This window comes from Frigoribacterium sp. CFBP 8766 (assembly GCF_014841435.1).
Classification (GTDB): domain Bacteria; phylum Actinomycetota; class Actinomycetes; order Actinomycetales; family Microbacteriaceae; genus Frigoribacterium.
In genome coordinates, this window is the sequence record NZ_JACYTX010000007.1 from 83,519 (window position 1) to 105,479 (window position 21,961).

The following is a 21,961-nucleotide window of genomic DNA, read 5'->3' on the forward strand; positions in this document are numbered from 1 at the left end:
CGACCGTCGCTGCGGTGCGGTGTGACCGCCCTACGACGCGGCGGGCAGGCCGTTCGCCCGCGCGACCTCGCCGTACCAGCGGGCGCTGGGCTTCGGCGTGCGCTCGAACGTCTCCCTGTCCCAGCCGATGAGCCCGAACGTGGGGCGGAAGCCGCTGGCCCACTCGTAGTTGTCGAGGGCGCTCCAGTGCTGGTAGCCGAGCACCTCGATGCCCTCCTCGATCGTGGCGTGGATGCCCTCGAGCGCGCCCTGCGTGTAGGCGATGCGACGGCTGTCGTCGGCGGTCGCGATGCCGTTCTCGGTGACCATGACGGGCACGTGGCCGCTGAGCTCCCAGGCGCTGCGGATGCCCTCGGCGGCCGCGGCGGGCCAGAACTCCCAGCCGGTCAGGGTCGTCTCGAGCCCCTCGGCGACCGGTCGCGGACCCTCGGGGCCGACGAAGGTCTGCGTGTAGGCCTGCACGCCGACGAAGTCGTCGCCCGCCGCCATCTCGCTGTACCAGTCGTCGCGCACGTAGCCGTACTCGCGCGTCTTCTCGGCGGCGCCCGGCTCGTCGACGGCCTTGAACGCCTGGGTGGCGACGGTCCAGCCCGACTTCAGGCCGTCGACCTGCGACAGCACCTCGCGGCTGCGCCGGTGCGAGGCGAGCAGCGCGTCGGCGACCTGCAGGTCGGGGTTCGGCAGGCCGTACGCGACGAGGTTCGACGCGTCCTCTCCCCCGGCCAGCATCGCGGCGATGTTCGGCTCGTTGATCGTGCAGACGTAGCGGACGCCCTCGCTGACGACGGGCAGCGCGAGCTCGGTGTACCGCGCGAAGAGGTCGGCGGCGTCGGGCGCGCGCCAGAAGCCGTCGCGCTCGAACCAGCGCGGCACGGTGAAGTGCATCAGCGTCACGATCGGCTCGACGCCGAACTCGTGGCAGGTCTCGACCATGCGGCGGTAGTGCGCGATCTCGGCCTTCGAGACGACGCCGCGCTCGGGCTCGATGCGCGCCCACTCGATGCTGAAGCGGTAGCTGTTGAGGCCGAGCTCGGCGAGGATCCGGATGTCGTCGCGGAACCGGTGGTAGCTGTCGGCGGCGTCGCCGCTCGGCTCGACGATGGTCGTGCCGGGGGCGTGCTCGTGCACCCACCAGTTCGAGTTGACGTTGTTGCCCTCGATCTGGTGCGCGGCGGTCGCGGCGCCCCAGAGGAAGCCGTCGGGGAAGGTCAGCATCGGGTGTCCGTTCTGGTGGTGCGTGGTCGGGCGAGCTAGGAGGCGCGGTGCGTGCGCCGCGGGTTCGGCACGGCGTCGAGCAGGCGCACCGTGTACGGGTCGGTCGGCCGCTGCAGCACCTCGGCGGTGCGGCCGCGCTCGACCACGGCGCCGTCGTGCAGCACCATCACGTCGTCGGTGATGAGCCGCGCGCTGAGCAGGTCGTGCGTGATGTAGAGCATCGAGACGCCCCACTGCTCGCGGAGGTCCTCGAGCAGGGCGAGCACGCCGGCCCGCAGCGACACGTCGAGCATCGAGACGGGCTCGTCCGCGATGATCACCTGCGGGTCGCTCGCGAGCGCCCGGGCGATGACGACGCGCTGCCGCTGACCGCCGGACAGCTGGTGCGGCAGCTTCGCCGCGAACTGCTCGACCGGCGTCAGGCCGACCGTCTCGAGGAGTTCCAGGACGCGGCGCCGCGCCTCCTGCCCTCGCAGCCCCGTGTAGTTCACGACCGGCCGCGTCAGCGTGTACTCGACGGTGTGCAGCGGGTTGAGGGCCGAGTACGGGTCCTGGAACACCATCTGCACGTCGCTGCGCAGGTCGCGGAGGCCGCGTCCGCGGACCTTCGTGACGTCGACGTCGCCGAACGTGATGGTGCCCTCGCTCGGCTTCTCGACGCCGGTGACCATGCGCGCGATCGTGCTCTTGCCCGAGCCCGACTGCCCGACGAGCGCGAGCGACTGGCCCGGCTCGAGGGTGAACGACACGTCGCGGACGGCCCGCACGGGATCCTCGCCGCGACGAGGAGGCGCGTAGGTCTTGCTGACCCCGGTCACGGTGATCGCGCTCTGGGCCACCTTCGTGCTGCGCGTGCCGACGCTCGGCGTGCTGGTGGTCGTGTCGACGCGGCGCTCGCCCCGGGCTCGACGCACCGCCCTGTCCTCGAAGCCGGGCAGCGAGACGACCTCGGCGCGGGGGTCGGCGTAGTGCGACAGCAGCATCTGCGTGTACTCGTGCTGCGGGTCGGCGAGCACGTCGGCGGGGCGGCCGTCCTCGACGATGCGGCCCTCGTGCATCACGAGCACCCGCTCGGTCGCCTCGAGCACGATGCCGAGGTCGTGGCTGATCAGCACGGCGGTGAAGCCCTCGCTCTGCTGCAGCGAGATGATCGTGTCCATCACGGCGTGCTGCACGAGCACGTCGAGCGCCGTCGTCGGCTCGTCGAAGACCATCAGCTGCGGCTCGAGCGACAGGGCGAGGGCGATCGAGACGCGCTGGCGCATGCCGCCGCTCAGCTCGCCGGGGAACCGCGCGAGCACCTTCGGGTCGAGCTCGACCTTCTGCACGAGCTCGGCGGCACGGGAGTCCCAGCGCTCGCGCGGCACGTGGCCGTGGGCCTTGAAGATGTCGACGAAGTGCTTGTGGATCGTGCGCACCGGGTTGAGCGCGTTCATGCCCGACTGCAGCACCATCGCGAAGCCGCCCTGGCGCTGCTGCCGCAGGGCCTCGGCGTCGAGGTCGCGGATGTCGGCGCCGTCGAACACGATGCTGCCGCCGTTGGTGCGCGCCGGCGGCTTCTGCAGCCGCGTCAGCGCGTAGCCGAGGGTCGACTTGCCCGAGCCGGACTCGCCGACCAGGCCGACGAACTCGCCGCGGCGCAGCGAGAACGAGACGTGGTCGACGGCCTGCACCGGCGTCGAGGCGGCCGACTCGTAGACGACGCTGAGGTCGCGCACGTCGAGCAGCGGGGCGTCGCCGGCGGTCGTCGTCGAGGAGGCGGCGGGCTGCGCGGTGGAGCTCAGAGGATCGCGGAGCGATCCCGCGACCCCAGCGCCGAGGGAGCCTGCGACCGAGGAGCGAGCTGCGGATTCGGGCGTGGAACGTGCGTCGCTCACTTCGCGACCTCCTTCTCGGCGCGCCGGGCGCCCCTGACGGGCTTGGCGCCTCCTTCTCTCAACCGCGGGTTGCTGACGGCGTCGACGCCGAAGTTGATCAGCGTGAGGCTCATCGCGAGCAGGGCGATGCAGAGGCCGGGGGCGAACAGGAGGATCCACTGCCCGGTGAGCAGGGCGTTCGAGTTCTGCGCCCAGTAGAGGATCGTGCCCCAGCTGACGATCGACGAGTCGCCGAGCCCCAGGAACTCGAGGCCCGCCTCCGCCAGGATCGCGCTGGTGGCCGCTCCGAAGAACGAGCCGACGATCAGCGACGTCATGTTGGGCAGGATCTCGCGGAACACGATGCGGGTCGCGCCCTCGCCCGAGAACCGGGCGGCCTCGACGAAGTCGCGCGACCGCAGCGACTGCGTCTGGCTGCGCAGCACACGCGCGCCCCAGGCCCAACCGGTCACGACGATCACCGCGATGATGACCGCGATGCCGCCGTTCTGCAGGTAGGCCGCGATGACGATCATCAGCGGCAGGCCGGGGATGACGAGGAACAGGTTGACGACGAAGCCGACGACCTCGGCGGCGGGGCCGCGCATGTAGCCCCAGCTGAGGCCGATCGCCACGGCGACGAGCGTCGCGGCGATGCCGGCGACGAAGCCGACGAACACGCTGATGCGGGCGCCCCAGATCAGCTGGCTGAGGACGTCCTCACCGGCGGCGGTCGTGCCCATCCAGTGGGCCCAGGAGGCGTCCTGGTTGCGCTCGAACCCGTTCTCGCTGCCGCCGTACGGAGCGATCAGCGGGGCGGCCACGGCCATCAGGACGAAGACGCCGAGGACGACGATGCCGATCTTGGCCTTGGGGTTCGACCAGACGACGCCGGCGGTGCGCAGCACGGTCTTCCAGGCGCTGGGCGCGGCCTGCTCGGCGGCGGGGCCGGCAGGGTCGCCGCCCTCGGGGAGGCGGACGGACACGGTGGAGGTCATCGGCGGGTCCTTGGGTCGAGCACGCCGTACAAGATGTCGACGAGGAAGTTGGCGACGAGCACGCTCACGGTGATCATCAGGAAGAGGGCCTGCATCAGCGGGTAGTCCTGGCCGATGACGGCGTTGAACAGCAGGTAGCCGATCCCGGGGTAGCCGAAGACCTGCTCGACGAGGATCGAGCCGCCGACCACCCCGCCGAGGGCGAGGCCGAAGCCGGTGAGGTTCGGCAGGATCGCGTTGCGGGCGGCGTAGCGGACGGCGACCGTCCGGCCCTTGAGGCCGTTCGCCTCCGCGAAGGTCACGTAGTCGTCGCCGAGCGTGTTGATCATCGCGTTCCGCATGCCGAGGATCCAGCCGCCGAGGCTCGTGACGAGGATCGTCACCGCCGGCAGCACCGCGTGCAGCAGGGCGTCGCCGACGAACGCGGGCGTGAAGCCCGGCGTGGTCGTCGCGCCGTAGGCCCCCGTGGTCGGGAACCAGTGCAGCACGTAGCCGAGGAAGAAGAGGAGGAGCAGGGCCGTCCAGAAGTACGGGAACGTGCTCATGAAGCTGCCCGAGAGCGTGGGCAGCGAGTCGAGCCAGGTGCCGCGCTTCCAGGCGGCGGCGACGCCGATCAGGGTGCCGACCACGAAGGCGATCACGGTGCACGCGCCGACGAGGATCAGCGTGTACGGCAGCGCCTGCCCGACGAGGTGCCCGACCGTCTCGGGGAAGAACGTGTAGCTCGTCCCGAAGTCGAGCCGGACGACCTGGCCGAGGTAGGCGACGTACTGCTGCAGCACGTTGCCGTCGGGCACGCCGAGCTGGGCCTCGATGGCGGCACGGGTGGCCTCGGTGACCGGGCCGTTCTGCGAGAGCTTCGCGATCGCGGCGTCGGTGGGGTCGCCGGGCATCAGCCGCGGCAAGATGAAGTTGAGCGTCACCGCCGCCCACAGGGTGAGGGCGAAGAGGCCGAGCTTCTGCGCTGCGTACTTCACTGGTCGTCACCGCCCTGGTCGACGCGCTTCAGCTTCGTGAAGATTAGCAGCGGCGCCTGGTCGTAGTTCTGCGGGGCCATGTACGGGTCCTCCTCGCTGGGCCAGCCGGTGAACTTCGAGTCGTTGAACAGGCCCCAGAGGCCGCCGTAGTAGAGGCCGATGACCGGCTTCTGCTCGTAGACGACGTTCTGAAGCGCGTACGACAGCCGCTGCTGCTCGGCGGGGTCGATCGCGGCCTTCCACTCGTCGAGCAGCTCGTCGACGGCAGGGTCGCTGAAGCGGCCGAAGTTCGAGGCCGTCGTCTCGCCGATCGGCGTCGCGAACCCGCTGTTGAGCAGCGTGTTGTAGGCCTGGTACGTGTTGCCGTTGCCCATGCCGCCGAGCGCCATGTCGAACTCGCCGTTCGCGATGGCCGACTGGTAGCCGGCAGGCTGGGGAGCCTGGATCTGCACGTCGATGCCGATCGCGCCCAGCTGTGCCCGCACCTCCTGCACGGCCCTCAGCCAGTCGGTGTAGCCGTTGGCGGTGAGGATCGTCATGCGCAGCTGCTGGCCGTCGGGGCCGACCAGCTGGTCACCCTGCTGCGTGTAGCCGGCCTGCGCGAACGCGGCGAGGGCGCCGTCGACGTCCTGGCCGATCACCCCCTCGTCGGGGATCGAGGGGTCGAGGTCGTCCTGCTGGTTGGGCAGGATGAGCCCGGTCTGCCCGGCCGGCTCGAGGTAGCCCTCGGTCGCCGACTCGGCGATCTGGTCGCGGTCGAGCGCCAGCGCGATGCCGTTCCGCACGTTGACGTCGTCGAACGGCGCCTTCGTGAGGTTCGGCATCAGGCCGATCACGCCGCCCGGCGGGAACCAGTACGAGTTCGTGTCGCTCGCCGCGCCCCAGGTGCCCTCGACGTCGCTGATGAACGAGTACGCCCAGTCGTAGCCGCGCGTGACGGTGTCGAGCTGGTTGTTCGTCGCGGGCAGGATCAGGTGCGCGATGTCGATCTTCTCGGCCTGCCAGTAGGACTCGTTCTTGTCCATCGAGTACTGCATCGCCGAGTAGTTGCCGAGCGTGAACGGGCCGGTGCCGACGGGGTCGGGGTTGCGGTACGTCGCGGGGTCGTCGACCTCGCTCCAGAGGTGCTCGGGGACGATCGTCGTCTGGCCGATGATCTCCATCGCCGGCACGTCGTCGGTCTGCAGGTGGAAGACGACGTGGTCGCCCTGCTGCTCGACCGTGTCGATGTGCTGCCAGGCGCCCTTGAGGTCGAGCGCGGGGTTCGCCTTGATCAGGTCGAACGTGTACACGACGTCGTCGGGCGTCATCGGCTCGCCGTCGGACCACTCGACGCCGTCGCGGATCGTCATGTCGACCGTGCGCGCGTCGGGCAGCGTCGTCTCGCTCGCGAGCCACGGCGTGATCTCGCCGTCGAGCGGGTTGATCTCGAGCAGGGGCTCGTAGATCCACGTGGAGGCGGTGCGCTTGTTCGTGAGGAACGGGTTGAAGTTCCGCTCGAACTGCGGGTTGCCCTTGTCCGCGTTGATCAGCATCGTGTCGGCGCCGATCGTCGGGTCGGGCTCGCTGCGGATCTGGATGCTGCAGCCGGTGGCCACGAGCACCACGGCGGTGGCGGCGGCCAGGGCCGCCACGGCGGTGCGCGCTCGGGCGCGGTGTCTGTGCGTGTGCGTCATCGCCACGGTTCTCTCATTCGTCGTCGAGGTGAGCATCGCCAGTGTAAGCGCATACATCGCTGCGACGCAACGGCGGTGGCGGCGACGTCGACCGCGGCGGGTCAGCGGGCGGGGCAGCTCTCGCGCAGCAGGACCTCGACCGGCAGGGTCACCCGCTGAGGAGGCGCGGTCGGGTCGGTCAGCCGCGTCACGATGGTGCGCACCGCGACCCGGCCGAGGTCGTTCATCGGCTGGCGCACCGTCGTGAGGCGCGGGGTCGAGAAGCGTCCCGCCTCGATGCCGTCGAAGCCCGTCACGGCGACCCGGCCCGGCACGTCCACCCCGTGCGCGACGAACGCGTCGAGCACGCCGAGCGCCGACTGGTCGTTGGCGCAGACGACGGCCTGCGGGAGCGGGTCGGAGGAGGCGACCAGCGCCTCCCCGGCTCGCCTGCCGCCCTCGCGCGAGAAGTCGCCGCGCTCGACGCGCACGCGGACCGGGCCGTGGCCCTGCCGCGCGGCGGCCGCCGTGGCCGCCGCGACGGCCTGGTCGAAGCCGCGGTGCCGATCGGCCTCGTCGGGAGAGTCGCCGGGGCCGGCGACGTAGACGAGGTCGGCGACCGCGCCAGGGGCGTCGCCCGGCTCGCGCGCCTCGCCCGTCGTGCGCCCGAGGACGAACGCGGTCAGGGCGCGCATGCCCGCGGCGTTGTCGACGCTGACGTGGTCGAGCTCGTCGCCGGGACGGGAGTCGGCGAGCACGACGACGGGGATGCGGCGCGACACGTGCGCGAGCAGGTCGTCGGGCACGGTCTGGGCGAGGACGGCGAGGCCGTCCACACGACCCGCGATGTCGTTGAGCATGACCTCCCGGCTGGAGCCCCGACCGGCGGCGACCATCAGGGCGAAGCCGCGCCTCCAGGACTCGACCTCCGCGCCGCGGAGCACCTCGTCGAAGTAGAGGTTCGCCGGGTTGGACGCGGTGCGGGGGGCGTCGGTCGCCGCACCGGTGCCGGTCCCGGCGCCGGTGCCGGTGCCGGTGCCGGTCGGCGCAGGAGGCGTCGGTCGCCCCTCGCGGTCGTCGATCAGCGGGATGCGGCTCGCGTCCGCGACGCGCTCCCAGTCGGGCTCGGGAAGGTCGATGCCGTCGTGCCCGGGGAGGAACAGGCCGAGCACGCCGTGGCGACGACCCGCGAGGCCGCGCGCGGCGCCGCTCGGCACGTAGCCGAGCGACCGCACGGAGTCGAGCACGCGGGCCCGCGTCTCGGGACGCACGTCGTCGGGACGACGGAGCACGCGGGAGACGGTGGCGATCGAGACGCCCGCGTGGGCGGCCACGTCGTAGACGGTGGGGGCCTTCGTCACGGGGTCCGTCCGGCGCAGGGCATGGCGTCCATCCTAGGCACGGGGTGCCGCTCGGGCCGAGGGGGCAGGGCGGGGCAGAGCGGCGCGCGACGCGACGGAGCCGCCCGTCCGGGAAGGACGAGCGGCTCCGTCGCGAGCGAGGGTCGCAGGGCGACCCTGCGGCCTAGCCGTCGATCCTCGTGTCGGCGCGACGGCGCAGGCGACGAGCCGCGACGAGCGCGCCGGCACCGGCGACGAGGAGGAGCAGAGCGGCCGACAGGGGCGCGCCCGGCTCCGAGCCGGTGTAGGCCAGGGCACCGGCACGCGTCGAGGTGACCGGCACCACGCCGGTGCCCGCGGGCGTCGTGACGGGGACGACGCCGGTGCCCGGCACCGTGACCGGCGGCACGACGGCCGCCGCGGCGACGCTGAACAGCACCGGGTCGGTGAACGTCGACGAGGTGCCGTCGGCGAGGACCTGCAGCGCGGTGGTGCCGTAGTCGCCAGCCGGGACCCCGGTGAAGGAGGCGGTGAACGCGCCCGTCGCGTCGGTCTGGATCGTCGACACCGAGAACCCGAGGTCCGTGTCGAACGCGACCGGCTCCCCCGCCACGTCGAGCCTGGCGGAGGGCGACGTGGGCGTCACCATCTGCTCGAAGCCCTCGAACTGGTCGGCCGTGGCGAGGACGACCGTGACGAGGGCGCCCGGCTGGGCCGTGCCGGTCACCGTCACGGTGCCGGCCTCGACGGTGGACCCGGCGACGGGAGCGGTGATCGCAGGCCCGGCCACCGCCTCCTCGACCAGCAGGTCGAGCGTCGCGCGGCTGCCCGCGTCGCCGGTCAGCTCGAGCGTCGTCGCACCGGCCGGGAGGAAGGGGCTGAGCACCGCGGGACCGACGAGGCGGCCCTCGGCGTCGGCGATGAACTCGCCGTCGAGGGGCTCCCCGTCGGGGCCGGTGACCGTCACGGTCTCGTCCGGGACGAAGTTCGCGCCGAGGACGCGGAAGGGACGACCCGCCTGGACCGTGCCGTCGGCGACCGCCGCGACCGGGCCGAGGGCCGGGACGAGGTCCTCGGTGACCGCCGCGAAGGCGTTCACGAGACCGGCGCCGAAGTAGCGCGAGCCGGTGAGCCCGCCCGCACCGGCGACCGGGGTGGCCTGCTGCTCGAGCAGGGCCTGCAGCTCGGCGGGCGAGGCACCGGGGTGGGTCGCGGCGAGGAGGGCAGCGACGCCCGCGACGTGCGGGGAGGCCATCGAGGTGCCGTTGTAGCTCGCGTAGAGACCGCCGAAGACCGTGCTGAGGATGCGCGAGCCGGGGGCGGCGATGTCGATGACGCCCTCGCCGTAGTTCGAGAAGGAGGACTTCGCGGTCGAGCCGTCGGCCTGCTCGGCGACGGACGCGACGGTGACGACGCCCGGGATCTCGGTGGGGATGTCGGAGCAGCCCTGCGAGACGTCACGGTCGACCGGGGTCGTGTCGTTCGGCCCGGAGGCGCTGCGCGTCTTGTTCGCGAGGTCGTAGTTCGAGTTGCCCGCGGCGGCGACGTTGAGCACGCCCTGCTGCTCGGAGAACTCGACGGCGCGGGTCACGGACTCGAGCGCCGGGGCCTGGTCGGCCTCGGTCGAGCACCAGAACTCCCACGGGTCGACGTAGTAGCTGTTGTTCGTCACGTCGAAGCCCTGGTCGGCGGCCCACATGAAGCCGCAGAGCGCGTACTCGGGGTAGATGAAGCCGTCGTAGTTGACGACCTTGACGCTCGCGAGCGTCGCGCCCGGCGCGATGCCGACGATGCCCACGCCGTTGTCGGCCGCGGCGATCGTGCCGGCGACGTGCGTGCCGTGCGACTCGGAGTCGTCCACGGGCACCCAGGCGGCCTGCGACCGGTCGGGCTGGCCGTTGACGGAGCAGCCGACCGACTTGGAGGCGTCGACCTGGCCGGCGAGGTCGGGGTGCGAGACGTCGATGCCGCTGTCGAGCACGCCGACGACGACGCCGTCGCCGTCCTCGATCTCCCGCGCCTCGGGGGCGCCGATCGCGGCCATGTCCCACTGCTGGGCCTCGAGCGGGTCGACCGGGGCGACCTCGGTGCCCAGGGGGCGGTCGAGGGACTGGGGGCCGGCGCCGGTCGCGCCGGCGGCGGGCGCGGTCGCGCCGGAGGTCGCGGGCACCTCTGCCGGCACCTCGACCTCGTCGTCGACGACCTCGGCCGTGCGGGTCGGCCCGGCCGACTCGACGCCGAGCGTCCCGCGCATCGTGGCGAGGAAGTCGCCGTCTCGGGACTGCGCCGTGACGACGCCGATCTCGGGGTACTCGGAGAGGACCACGCCGCCGGCGGCGACGACCGCGTCGGAGGCGTCCGCGACGGCGTCCGCGCTGCGCACGGTGGTGTTGACGACGTAGTTCATGACGATGCCGTCGACCACGCGGGCCGACGCGGCGGGGACCTCGGCGGTCACGTCCTCCGTCTCGGCGGCGGGAGCCTCCGGGGCGGGGGCCTCAGCAGCGGGCGTCTCGGCCGGCGCCTCGACCGCGGGCGTCTCGGCGGCGGGCGCCTCGGCCTCCGTCGGGGCGGCGGCCGCGGCGGCCGTGTCGGCCGCACCCGACGCTGCAGCGTCGGCGTCGGTGCCGTCGGCGCCGACCGGCGACACGGCCGGGTCGGCGGCGAACGCGGCGGTGGGTGCGAGCACGAGGGCGCTCGTGAGCGCCAGGGCGGTCGCCCAGCGCGCTCCCCGGCGTCGGGTGGATCTGATCACGTGGTGACTCCTGATGTCGGGCGCACGGCGACGGGCGCGAGCCTCGAGGAACCAGGTCGCTCGGCCCCCTGGTCGAGCGGCCCCCGAGGCCGGATGTCCCCCAGACTAGGGGCCCCGTGTTTCCGGCGTGTGACGAGTGCGCGAAGCGGCCTGCCCGCCCGTACCCCGCTCACCGCACCGCGCACCGCACCGCGAGGAGTCCCGTCTCGTTCCGAGCATCCCGTCTCGACGGGACGGGACGGGACGCTCGGAACGAGACGGGACGCGAACGACCGCGACGGGCGGCGCACCCGGGGCGACGCGGCCTGTGGAGAGGATCCGACGCCGAGGGGCGCGTTCGGGCAGGGTCGTCGGGTGATCGACGACGACCCCCTCCCCCTCTTGGTCCGGGTGCCGAGCCTCGGCGCCGACTCGCGCGAGGCGACCAGGCTGCGACGGGCCGCGTCCGCCGGACGCTGGCGGCGCCTCCATCCTGGCTCGTACGTCCGGGCCGACCAGTGGGACGCGCTGACGCCCCGTCGACGCCACGTGCTGCTGGTCGAGTCCGCCCTCGGCCGCACCGGCGCCCGCCACGTGGTGTCCCACCTGTCCGCGGCCGCGCTGCTCCGCACGCCGGTGCTCGGAGCCTGGCCCGACCGGGTGCACGTCACCGACCCGGACGCCCTCGGCCCGCAGTCCACGGTCGCCCTCGTGAAGCACCAGGGACCGCTCGAGGACGACGAGGTGTCGTCGCTCCGCGGGGTCCGGCTCACGACGCCCGCCCGTACCGCGGCCGACCTCGCCCTCGGCACACGGTCGCTCGAGGAGGTCGCCGTGGTCCTCGACGACCTGCTGCACCGGGAGCTGACCACGAAGGAGGCGGTGCTCGCCTCGCTGGACCGCCGGCCGCGGGCGCGCGGCCAGGCCGGGGCCCGCCGAGCCCTGGCCTTCGCGGACAGCCGCTCCGACTCGGCGGGCGAGTCGCGCACCCGGGTGCTGCTGCACCGGTTGGGCGCGCCCGTGCCCGTGCTGCAACGACGGTTCGAGCTCGGACGCGGCCGGTGGGACCCGCACGTCGACTTCTGGTTCCCCGACCAGGGCTGCGTCCTCGAGTTCGACGGCGTGAGCAAGTACACGCAGAGCCGGTGGCGCGGGTCGCTGACGCCCGAGCAGGTGGTGGTGAAGGAGAAGCTCCGGGAGGACGCGATCCGTCGCCAGTCCGAGGTGCGCGCGTTCGTGCGGTGCACCGCCTGGCACCTCGGCGACCCTCGGCGACTCCGGTCGCTGCTCGAGAGCGCGGGCGTGCCGTGCAGCCGGTGACCCCGGGCCGGCTCCACCGCGTCAGGTCCCGTCGTGTTCCGAGCATCCCGTCGCGCCGCGGTCGGACGGGATGCTCGCAACGAGACGGGACAAGACGAGACGAGACGAGACGAGACGCGGCGAGCGCGGCCCGTTACGCGACGTGACGGGAGGCCCGGTGGGCCGGCCCGCGCCTCCGTACGCTCGGGTGATGGCCCCGAGCGACACCACCACGACCGCCCGCGACACCATCTCGAACCTGCTCGACGAGCGGCGGACGTTCCCCGCACCTCCTGCGCTGGCCGCCGCCGCGAACGTCACGAGCGGCGAGCACGCGCGTGCCGCGGCCGACCCCGTCGCCTTCTGGGAGGAGCAGGCCCGCCGGCTCGAGTGGGAGACCCCGTGGCACACGGCTCACACGTGGGAGCCGGTCCGCGAGCTCGCCGACGGCAGCCTCACGGTGCCCGAGGCGACCTGGTTCGCCGGCGGCCGCCTCAACGTCGCCGTCAACTGCGTCGACCGCCACGTCGCGGCCGGGAACGGCGAGAAGGTCGCGCTGCACGTCGAGGGCGAGCGCGGCGACCGGCGTGACGTCACCTACGCGCAGCTGCAGCGTGAGGTCGTCAAGGCCGCGAACGGGCTGCGCAGCCTCGGCGTCGGCGAGGGCGACCGCGTCGTCGTCTACCTGCCCGTCATCGCCGAGACGATCGTCGTGACCCTCGCGATCGCGCGGATCGGCGCGATCCACTCGCTCGTCTTCGGCGGCTTCTCGGGCGAGGCGCTCAGGTTCCGGGTCGAGGACACGGGCGCGAAGCTGCTCGTCACCACCGACGGGCAGTTCCGTCGCGGCGCCGCGGTGCCGGTCAAGGCGAACGCCGACCACGCGGTGAGCGGCGAGAACCAGGTCGAGCACGTGCTCGTCGTGCGGCGCACCGGCGACCTCACCCGCGACGTGCCGTGGACCGAGGGCCGCGACCTCTGGTGGCACGACGTGGTCGACCCCCAGCCCGACACCGACGAGCCGGAGGCCTTCGACGCCGAGACCCCGCTCTTCATCATGTACACGAGCGGCACGACCGGGAAGCCGAAGGGCCTCGTGCACACGAGCGGCGGCTACCTCACGGCCGCGAGCTGGACGCACTGGGCCGTGTTCGACGCGAAGCCCGACGACGTGCACTGGTGCACGGCCGACCTCGCCTGGGTCACCGCGCACACCTACGAGATCTACGGCCCGCTCTCGAACGGCCTCACGCAGGTGATCTACGAGGGCACGCCCGACACCCCGCACCCTGCCCGGCACCTCGAGATCATCGAGCGCTACGGCGTCACGACCTACTACACGGCGCCGACCCTGGTGCGGACGCTCGCGTCGTGGTTCCCCGACGGCCTGCCGACCGACTTCGACCTGAGCTCGCTGCGCCTCCTCGGCACCGTCGGCGAGGCGATCAACCCGGAGGCGTGGGTCTGGTTCCGCGAGCAGCTCGGCCGGGGCGAGCTGCCGATCGTCGACACGTGGTGGCAGTCGGAGACGGGCGCGGCCGTGATGGCGCCGCTGCCCGGCGTCGACACGCTCAAGCCCGGGTCGTCGCTGCGCGCACTGCCCGGCGTCTCCACCGCCGTCGTCGACGAGGCCGGCGAGCGCGTGCCGAACGGCTCCGGCGGCTACCTCGTCGTGCAGCAGACGCCGCCGTCGTTGGCCCGCACGGTCTGGGGCGACCCCGAGCGCTACCGCGACAGCTACTGGGCGAAGTACTGGCGGCAGGGCTGGTTCTTCTCCGGCGACGGCGCCAAGTACGACGACGACGGCGACATCTGGCTGCTCGGCCGCGTCGACGACGTCATCAACGTGTCGGGTCACCGCCTGTCGACGATCGAGATCGAGTCGTCGCTCGTCGCCCACCCCCTCGTCTCCGAGGCGGCGGTCGTCGGCGTCTCGGACGCGCGCACCGGGCAGGCGATCGCCGCCTTCGTCGTGCCCGCGACCCGCCCCGCAGGAGGCGCGGTGCGCGACGCCGGCGACGCCTCCGAACCGCAGGTCTGGGCCGCGCTCTCGGGGTCCGCGCCGGGCTCGCTGTCGCCCCTGCTGCGCGCCCACGTCGCCGACCAGATCGGCCCCGTGGCGAAGCCCGCGACCGTGCTCGTCGTCCCCGACCTGCCGAAGACCCGCTCGGGCAAGATCATGCGGCGCCTGCTGGGCGACGTGTCGGAGGGGCGCGAGCTCGGCGACACGACGTCGCTGCAGGACGCGTCGGTGCCGGGACGCATCGCGGCCGTCCTCGCGGAGGTGCGGGGCGCCTCCTAGGTCGCCCTCCGTCTCGCGGGCCGGCGAGTGGTCAGGAGCTGTCCTCCCGGGGCCCGAGGGGGACACTGCCTGACCACTCGGTGCCCCGCGACGCCTAGGCGTGCGTCGGGAATCTTGCGCACAGGGCAACGGTTCACCTCGGTGGCCCCGGCGTCGCGCCGGCCCCTCCCCCACCCCCGTCACCACGAAAGCCGGTCCACCGTGTCGATCTCCGAGACCACCTCCGCAGCCCCCTCCACCGTCCGCACCGCCGAGACCAGCGTGCCGATCGTCGACCTGCTCGACGAGCGCTGGAGCCCCCGCTCGTTCGACCCGACCGCGACGATCAGCGATGCACAGCTCGATGCCCTGCTCGAGGCCGCCCGCTGGGCCCCGTCGGCCCAGAACCACCAGCCCCGCCGCTTCGTCGTGGCCCGCCGCGGCACCGAGACCTTCGACACGATCGTCGGCGCCCTGCTCAGCTTCAACGCGATGTGGGCCGGCAACGCCTCCGCGCTGGTCGTCGCGCTGGCCGAGACCTCGACCGTCGAGGGCGACGACCGCCCGACCGCCGAGTACGACCTCGGCCAGGCCGTCGCGCACCTCAGCGTCCAGGCGCACGCGGAGGGCTTCCACACCCACCAGATGGCCGGCGTCGAGTGGGACAAGCTGGTCGCCGCGTTCGACCTGCCCGCGAACCTGAAGCCCGTCACCGTCACCGCCGTCGGCGTCGTCGACGAGGCCGACAAGCTGATCGAGGCGCTGGCCGAGCGCGAGACCGCGCCGCGCGTCCGCCTGTCGCTCGACGAGCTGGTGCTGCGCCGCGACTAGCCCGCCGCTGCGGCGGCTGGCCCTGCCGCTGCCCGCGCGCTGCGCGTCCTGACCCCTCGGACCCGCGTGCACCCCTCCGCGCGAGCGAGGGCGTGCGCGGGTCCGAGGGGTCTCGTCGTGATGCGGCCGCGCAGGTCATCCGCACGGGCGACGGCGCAGGAGGCGCGGGTCATCCTGCAGGACCGCACCCGAGCCACCGGCGACGGACGACCGAGGAGGCGGCGCTCCGTAGCGTCGAGGACGGGCCGGTGGACGCCGGCCGCGCACGCGAGGAGACAGCATGACCGACGACCGCACACCTGCCGAGGGCACCGCCGACGCCGATCGACACGCGACCGAGGAGCTCGGCCGCTCCGCACCTGACGCACCCCTCGCACCGCCGGCGCAGCCTACGCAGCCCGCAGGGCCCGCGGAGCACGCAGGGCCCGCGCAGCCCACAGGGTCAGCGCAGCCCGCGCAGCCCGTGGGGCCGGCGCAGCCCGCAGGGCCGGCGCAGCCGCCGGCCCGCAGCGGCGCGAGCGGCTGGGCGATCGCGGCCCTCGTCGTCGGCATCGGTGCGTTCCTCGTCGGGCTCGTGCCCGTGGTCGGCCTGCTGGTCGCGCTGGTCGGCGTCGCCCTCGGGGTCGTCGCGCTGGTGCGCCGCCGCCGTGTGCAGTCAGGTCTCGGCCTGGGCGTCACGGGCCTGGCGCTGTCGGGTCTCGCCGCCGTGACGAACGTCGCCGTGGTGGCCGTGCTCGTCGTGGCCGTGCCCGTCGGGGCCCGCCTCGCGGACGAGGCCGCGAGCAGCTGGTACGGCTGGGACACCGGGCAGGGCCTCGACGGCGACCCGCACGGCCCCGGCCAGGGCGACGGGTACGACGACGCCGACGGCGACGGCGCCGCCGACCCCGCCGCCGTGACGACCCCGTGCTGGTCGTTCTCGCTCCCCGACGACGCGTGGGTGTCCGGTGACGACAGCGACGCCGACGCCTGCGCCACGTCCTTCGGCGTGGCCGACGACACCGCCGTCACGCCCGTCCAGGTCGTGACCGTGCCCGCCGCCGTCGCCGCGGGCCTCGTCCCCGCGACGAGCACCGACCGTGTCGCCGACGCCGTCGCCGCCCTGCGCCCGAGCTGGCTGCCCGGCGTCGGCACGGTCGTCGGCGCGCCCGAGCAGACCACGCTCGACGGCCAGCCCGCCGCCCTCGTCCGGCTCGCGACCGGGGACGACCTCGGCACGCCCGCCGCCGTGGTCGTCGCGTGGTCCCCCGCCGACGCGACCCGCACCTCCTCGCTCACCCTCGTGACCGTCGGACCGGACACGGACACGGACGCGGACCTCGGCTACGGCTCGACGAACGACGCGTCCGCCGCCGCCAGTGCCGCAGCGACCGAGCGCACGCTGACGACCCTCACCGGCACCTGGGCCTGGGCCGGCCGCTGACCCGGCTGGCTGCCGGCCTGGACGGGGCACGCCGCTGACCCGGCGGGGCGCGCACCGCACGCGCGCCTCCTCGTCCCCTGATGGCGCAGGAGGCGCGGGTGCGGTTGGCTGGGACCATGTCGATCTCCTCCACGGCCGCGAAGGCCGACCTGCTCCGCTCGCTGCACGTGCCCGGCGACCCGCTCGTGGTCACCAACGTGTGGGACAGCATCACCGCCCGCGTCGTGGCGGGCGCCCCGGGGGTCAGGGCCCTCGCGACCGCATCGCACTCGATCAGCGAGGCCCACGGCGTCGAGGACGGCGAGGGGCTCGACGTCGACCAGATGCTCGACGCCGTCCGGCTCGTGATCCGCGCGGTCGACCTGCCCGTCTCCGTCGACTTCGAGAAGGCCTACGCGACCGACGCGGCCGGCACCCTCGACAACGTGTGGCGCCTGATCGAGGAGGGCGCCGCCGGCCTCAACCTCGAGGACAGCACGGGCAAGTCCAAGACGGAGCTCTACGACATCGACACCCAGGTGTCCAAGGTCGCGGCCGCCCGTCAGGCCGGCGACCGCGCCGGCGTGCCGATCGTCATCAACGCCCGTGTGGACGCGCTGGCCGGCGACCCCTCGCTCTTCGACGACGCCGTCCGTCGCGCGAACGCCTACCTCGACGCCGGCGCCGACTGCGCGTTCGTGCTCGGCCTGGGCACGGAGGACCTCGTCGAGCGCGCGCTCGACGAGATCCACGGCAAGGTCAGCGTCATCTCGGGGCCGGACTCCGTGCCGCTCGCGCGCCTCGCCGAGCTGGGCGTCTCGCGCGTCAGCTTCGGCCCGATGACGATGGGCCTGACGCTGTCGCACCTGCGCGACGCCGCCGAGCAGCTCACCGCCCGCGGCGACTACCCCCGCGAGCTCGGCTTCAGCTTCTAGCCGGCGGCGCGCGCCGCCGGCGGGCGGGTTCGTCGCCGCCGGTCCGTCGTGACGGACCGTGCACGAAGGACTCGCCCGCCCCCGTCCCGTCCCTCGACCGTGAGCAGGACGCGGTCCACGCACGCACGAGGCCCCGGCGACTCACGTCGTCGGGGCCTCCTGCGTGCGTGGGCGCCGGGCTCAGTCGCGATCCTTCGCGGCGGCCTTCGCCTCCGCCTTGTCGGCCTTGCGCTTCGCCTTGGCCGTCGCCTTCGCGGTGTCGTCGGCGGCGTCGTCCTCCGCCTTGGCCCGGTCGAGGTCGTCGGAGTCGGCGTCCGCGTGGTCGTCGCCGCGACGGCCGTTCCCGTCGTGCTCCTCCTCCGACTCCTGTCGCTCGATCGACTCGGCGGCGGCCTGGCGGAGCCGGAGGCCGTCGAGCTCGTCCTGCGCCGCGACCGCCTGCTTCTTCTCGCTCTGCGCGGTGTCGCGCGGCGGCAGCAGGATGTCCTTCTCGGCCTTCATGCCGGCCTGCAGCTCGCGGCCGCGCTCGATCTCGGCGTCGAACTCGGCGCCGAACAGCAGCGCCAGGTTGGTGATCCAGAGCCACAGCAGGAACACGATCACGGCACCGAGCGAGCCGTAGGTCTTGTTGTAGTTCGAGAAGTTCGCGACGTAGAAGCCGAAGCCGGCGCTGGCGAGGCCCCAGATGACGATCGCGGTGATCGAGCCGAGGCTCATCCAGCGGAACTTCGGCTGGCGGATGTTCGGCGAGAAGTAGTACAGCACCGCGACGACGACCACGACGATGACCAGCAGCACGGGCCACTTGACGATGCTCCAGACGAAGACCGTCGTCGAGCCGAGGCCGACCACGTCGCCGACCGTCTGGGCGACGTCGCCGCTCAGCACGAGGATGAGCCCCGCGACCACGATCAGCACCACGGTGAACGCGGTGATGGCGAGCATCGTCGGGCGGAGCTTCCAGATCGGACGCCCCTCGTCGACGTTGTAGATGCGGTTCATCGCCCGGCCGAAGCCGCCGACGTAGCCCGAGGCCGACCAGAGGGCACCGAGCACACCGGCGACGAGGGCGAAGCCGGCCGCCTGCGAGCCGATCAGCTCCTGGATGGGGCCGCGCAGGGTGTCGGCCACGGAGGCGCCGCCGAGCTGCGTGAGGAGCTGGAGGACGGCGTCGGTCGTCGGCCCGGCCTGGCCGACCACGCCCAGCAGCGCGACGATCGCCAGCAGGCCGGGGAAGATCGCGAGCACGGCGTAGTAGGTGAGCGAAGCCGCGAGGTCGGTGCACTGGTCGGACCCGAACTCGCGCAGGGTCTTCTTGAGCACGTAGCCCCACGACCGCGCGTGCAGGTCGTCGGGACTGTCGGGCTTGCGCGAGTCGTTCGGCTCGGGCGCCGTCTGGTCCCGGCGTGTGCTGGTCTGTGCCATGGGGTCTCGTGTTCCTGTCCTGTGGACGAGAGGTGATGCGGAGAGGGGTGTCGCCGGGTGGGGTGCGTCGCCGGCTGCGTGCTGCCGGGCGGCCTGATGCGGTGCGGGTGATGCAGAAGACGGCAGGAGGCGCGCCTCCTGCCGTCCGTCAGCGTCGCGTCAGCGGCGGGCGATCTTGACGACGCCCGCGACGATCGCGGCGACGCCGGCCACGCCTGCGGCCGCCGTGGCGATCACGGGTGCCGGGTCGTCGTCGAGGCGACGCTTGACGCTCGCCTTGAGGCGTCGGGCGTGGGCCGGCACGCTCAGCTTGTCCTCGATGGCGTCGAGGGTCTCCTTGAACTGCTCGCGGGTGCGGGCGATGTCCAGCTCGATCTCGGGGATGCTCGCGCCCTCGCGCGGGCCGGGCTTCTGGTCGCTCTCGTCGTCGCTCATCGGTCGCTCGCGCCCTTCGTGCTCGTGCTCTTCGTGCTGGTCCCCTTCAGCGCGGCCACGTCGGCCTTCACGCTGTCGACGGCCTGCTGCGGCACGGGCGGCACGCCCTTCTTGAGCGCCTTGACGCCCAGCAGCGCGAGCACGCCGGTGATCACCAGCAGCACGGCCGCCACGATCAGGGCGGCGAGCCACGGCGCCACCACGGTGGCGAGCCCCAGCACGCCGGCGGTGATCAGCACGGCGAGGAGGAAGAAGCCGAAGAGCGCGGCGCCGACCAGCAGTCCTGCGCCGACCCCCGCCTCCTTCAGCTTGGTGATGAGCTCGGTCTTCGCGAGCTGGATCTCGCCCCTGATGAGACGGGAGATGAGCTCGGGCAGGCTGCCGAGCAGCGAGCCGAGCGACTTCTTGGTGCTCTGTTCCGGTGCCTTGAGGTCACTCACCGACGTTCACCCCGGGCAGCTTCGCGGCGCCCTCGCTGTCGGAGCCGGCGCTCGAGGCGGCGCTCTTGGCGGAGTCCGCGACGTCGTCGGCCTTGTCGGACGCCTTCGAGGCGACGGACTTGGCCTTCGAGGCCGCGTCGCCGGCGGCGCCCTGCAGCTTCTTGCCCACGACGGGGGCGTTCTCCTTCACGAAGTCCTCGGCCTGGTGGACCGTCTTCTGCACGGAGGGGTTCTCCCACAGGCTCTCGGCCTGCGACTTGATCTTGACGTAGGCACCGCGCCCGGCACGTGCTCCCAGCACGTAGCCCACAGCTGCTCCGGCGACGAAGAGGATCTTGCCCTTCATGAGTGCTCCATTCAGTTCGAGGTCGACCGGGCCCCAGCGGCCCAGGACACCAACGCTGGCACAGACCCCCGGGCACAGACCAGATTCCCAGTACCGCGACGCGGCCAGGGGTACAGCGACGCCGGTCAGGAGGAGCGGCGAGCGCCCCGGCTGTGGACGGCCGACGACGGCGCAGAGGAGGCGGCGGTCGCGGAGGAGGCGGCGGTCGCGGAGGAGGCGGCGGTCGCGTCGGCCAGGACGGCCACGGGGACGGGGACGCGGACGGACCGCACCCGTCGCGACCACCAGCGGGGCGGGAGCTCGCGGCCCCACGCGGCCAACGCCTCCTCGACCAGGCGCAGCACGCACCAGCAGAAGAGCACGACGAGCAGGACGTTGCGCGCACCGAGCACCGCCACGGCGACGGGGTTCAGGTCGATCAAGGGCAGGTAGAGCACCGGGAACACCAGCGTCGTCAGCCCGGCCGCCCACGCGACGAGCCTCGCCGGGGCGCGGAACGCGGCGGCGTCCGCCCACAGTCCCGCCGCGACGACCGGGGCGATCCACAGCACGTACTGGGGCGACCCGACCTTGTTGAAGACGATCAGCGTGATCGTCAGGGTCAGGGCCCCGAGCAGGACGAGGCGGGACTCGTGCCCGGCGTGGGCGGTCCCGTCGACCCCCGCAGGCGCGACCCCCGCACGACCGGCCCCCGCAGGCGCCACACCCGCACGCCCGGCCCGGGCGCGCCCGGCCGCCGCGACCGCCAGCAGCCCGACGAGCAGGACCATCACGACGCCCATGGCCTGCGTGCTGCCGTGCACCGCCCAGGTGTCGCCCGGCCCCATCACCTCGCGGGTCGCGAGCCCGACGTTCTCGTACACGGAGGCGCCGGGCACCCCCAGCATCGCCATCCACAGCCACGGGGTCGCGAGCGGAGCCTCGAGCTGCAGCGCCCGGTCCGACTGCATCGTGACGAAGCTGTCGACCGACGACAGGCCCCCGCCGACGGCGACCACCGCGACGACGACGAGCGTCACCCAGAGGCACGCCCGCACGACCGTCGCGCGTCCCCGGCTCGCGACCACGACGGCCGCGATGACGGCCGCCGGCCAGACCTTGACCCACGTCGCCGCGGCCAGCAGTGCGCCGGCCACCCGGGGCCGGGTGCCGAGCAGGAGGAGGGCCGCGACCACGGCAGGCGCGCTGAAGGCCTCCAGCCGGAGGAACGCCACCGGGCTCAGCAGGAACAGCACGAGCAGCCACCACCACGCCGCCGGGGCGTCGACCGTGCGGCGCCCGCGGTCGGTGAGCAGCCAGAGCGACGCGGCGTTCGCGGCCGTCACGAGGAGGAGCCAGACGAGCTGGTAGAGCGACTCCCCCAGGACGTTCGGCAGCACGACGGGCAGCAGCGCGCCGGCCGGGTAGACCCAGGCGAAGTCCATGACGGGCCAGCGGCCCTCGCTGAGGGCGCCGGTGGCCCAGGTGCGGTACAGGGGCAGGTCGCCCTCCGCGCCTCCTCGCAGCATCAACGGCGTCAGGGCGACGAAGACGGCGGCGTGCAGGGCCGCGAAGGTCCACCAGATCGCGCGGGGCTGCCGGCGGAACAGGCCCCGGACCCGGCGCAGGTGCCGCACGCCGTCGTGGAGACGAGCGACGGGCCCGCCGCCCCCGTCGGGACCGGGGCCGGGACCGGGCGCGGTCCGCCGGGCACGCCGGGACGAGGAGGCGGTGGTCCAGGGCGTGCGCGAGCTCACCCTGCGGACGCTAGGGCGCGCACCTTTCGACGAGGTGAACGTCGGGCGTACGATGC

General features: G+C 73.3%; 17 protein-coding genes. 5 read left to right on the top strand and 12 right to left on the bottom strand.

Annotated features, from left to right (window positions below):
• Positions 1-30: 30 nt before the first annotated feature.
• The 7 genes from IFT90_RS15255 to IFT90_RS15285 all read right to left on the bottom strand — a co-directional run bounded on the left by IFT90_RS15255 (position 31) and on the right by IFT90_RS15285 (position 10,796).
• Positions 31-1,215, bottom strand: coding sequence for a glycoside hydrolase family 1 protein (locus IFT90_RS15255; RefSeq protein WP_192043059.1), 1,185 nt, complete (start codon positions 1,213-1,215; stop codon positions 31-33).
• 35 nt (positions 1,216-1,250) lie between these two features.
• Complete coding sequence (locus IFT90_RS15260) at positions 1,251-3,092, bottom strand: ABC transporter ATP-binding protein (RefSeq protein WP_371812334.1); 1,842 nt, start codon at positions 3,090-3,092, stop codon at positions 1,251-1,253.
• Positions 3,089-4,069 carry an ABC transporter permease gene (locus IFT90_RS15265; RefSeq protein ID WP_192043060.1) on the bottom strand — a complete coding sequence of 327 codons (981 nt, stop codon included), beginning with the start codon at positions 4,067-4,069 and terminating at the stop codon, positions 3,089-3,091. Before IFT90_RS15265 ends, IFT90_RS15260 begins: the two co-directional genes overlap by 4 nt.
• Entirely contained in the window at positions 4,066-5,046 is a 981-nt protein-coding gene (locus IFT90_RS15270) for an ABC transporter permease subunit (protein WP_192043061.1), read from the bottom strand. Before IFT90_RS15270 ends, IFT90_RS15265 begins: the two co-directional genes overlap by 4 nt.
• A complete protein-coding gene (locus IFT90_RS15275) occupies positions 5,043-6,722 on the bottom strand; it encodes an ABC transporter substrate-binding protein (RefSeq protein ID WP_192043062.1) in 1,680 nt (559 codons plus the stop codon). The genes IFT90_RS15270 and IFT90_RS15275 overlap by 4 nt, the downstream gene beginning before the upstream one ends.
• A 101-nt stretch (positions 6,723-6,823) precedes the next feature.
• Positions 6,824-8,062 carry a substrate-binding domain-containing protein gene (locus IFT90_RS15280; RefSeq protein WP_192043063.1) on the bottom strand — a complete coding sequence of 413 codons (1,239 nt, stop codon included), beginning with the start codon at positions 8,060-8,062 and terminating at the stop codon, positions 6,824-6,826.
• A 163-nt stretch (positions 8,063-8,225) separates the two neighbouring features.
• Positions 8,226-10,796, bottom strand: a complete 2,571-nt coding sequence (locus IFT90_RS15285) for a S8 family serine peptidase (RefSeq protein ID WP_371812335.1) — start codon at positions 10,794-10,796, stop codon at positions 8,226-8,228.
• Positions 10,797-11,150: 354 nt separating this feature from the next.
• On the opposite strand from IFT90_RS15285, the gene IFT90_RS15290 reads away from it, so the two are divergent.
• The 5 genes from IFT90_RS15290 (at position 11,151) to IFT90_RS15310 (ending at position 17,523) form a co-directional block, all read left to right on the top strand.
• On the top strand, positions 11,151-12,095 hold the full coding sequence (locus IFT90_RS15290; protein WP_192043064.1) for a hypothetical protein: 945 nt from the start codon (positions 11,151-11,153) through the stop codon (positions 12,093-12,095).
• A 190-nt stretch (positions 12,096-12,285) separates the two neighbouring features.
• On the top strand, positions 12,286-14,376 hold the full coding sequence (acs, locus tag IFT90_RS15295) for an acetate--CoA ligase (protein ID WP_192043065.1): 2,091 nt from the start codon (positions 12,286-12,288) through the stop codon (positions 14,374-14,376).
• Positions 14,377-14,583: 207 nt separating this feature from the next.
• Positions 14,584-15,186, top strand: a complete 603-nt coding sequence (locus IFT90_RS15300; protein ID WP_123548603.1) for a nitroreductase family protein — start codon at positions 14,584-14,586, stop codon at positions 15,184-15,186.
• Positions 15,187-15,466: 280 nt separating this feature from the next.
• Entirely contained in the window at positions 15,467-16,609 is a 1,143-nt protein-coding gene (locus tag IFT90_RS15305; protein WP_192043066.1) for a hypothetical protein, read from the top strand.
• A gap of 116 nt (positions 16,610-16,725) precedes the next feature.
• On the top strand, positions 16,726-17,523 hold the full coding sequence (locus tag IFT90_RS15310) for an isocitrate lyase/phosphoenolpyruvate mutase family protein (RefSeq protein WP_192043067.1): 798 nt from the start codon (positions 16,726-16,728) through the stop codon (positions 17,521-17,523).
• Between the two features lie 180 nt (positions 17,524-17,703).
• Here the strand turns inward: IFT90_RS15310 and IFT90_RS15315 are convergent, their stop codons facing one another.
• From IFT90_RS15315 to IFT90_RS15335, 5 genes are all read right to left on the bottom strand, one after another.
• Positions 17,704-18,948 (bottom strand): YihY/virulence factor BrkB family protein, encoded by a 1,245-nt coding sequence (locus IFT90_RS15315; RefSeq protein WP_197980828.1) that lies wholly within the window; start codon positions 18,946-18,948, stop codon positions 17,704-17,706.
• Positions 18,949-19,107: 159 nt separating this feature from the next.
• A complete protein-coding gene (locus IFT90_RS15320; RefSeq protein ID WP_192043068.1) occupies positions 19,108-19,383 on the bottom strand; it encodes a DUF3618 domain-containing protein in 276 nt (91 codons plus the stop codon).
• On the bottom strand, positions 19,380-19,823 hold the full coding sequence (locus IFT90_RS15325; RefSeq protein ID WP_192043069.1) for a phage holin family protein: 444 nt from the start codon (positions 19,821-19,823) through the stop codon (positions 19,380-19,382). The genes IFT90_RS15320 and IFT90_RS15325 overlap by 4 nt, the downstream gene beginning before the upstream one ends.
• Positions 19,816-20,169 carry a YtxH domain-containing protein gene (locus IFT90_RS15330; RefSeq protein ID WP_192043070.1) on the bottom strand — a complete coding sequence of 118 codons (354 nt, stop codon included), beginning with the start codon at positions 20,167-20,169 and terminating at the stop codon, positions 19,816-19,818. Before IFT90_RS15330 ends, IFT90_RS15325 begins: the two co-directional genes overlap by 8 nt.
• Positions 20,170-20,294: 125 nt before the next feature.
• On the bottom strand, positions 20,295-21,905 hold the full coding sequence (locus IFT90_RS15335; RefSeq protein ID WP_192043071.1) for a glycosyltransferase 87 family protein: 1,611 nt from the start codon (positions 21,903-21,905) through the stop codon (positions 20,295-20,297).
• Positions 21,906-21,961: the final 56 nt, after the last annotated feature.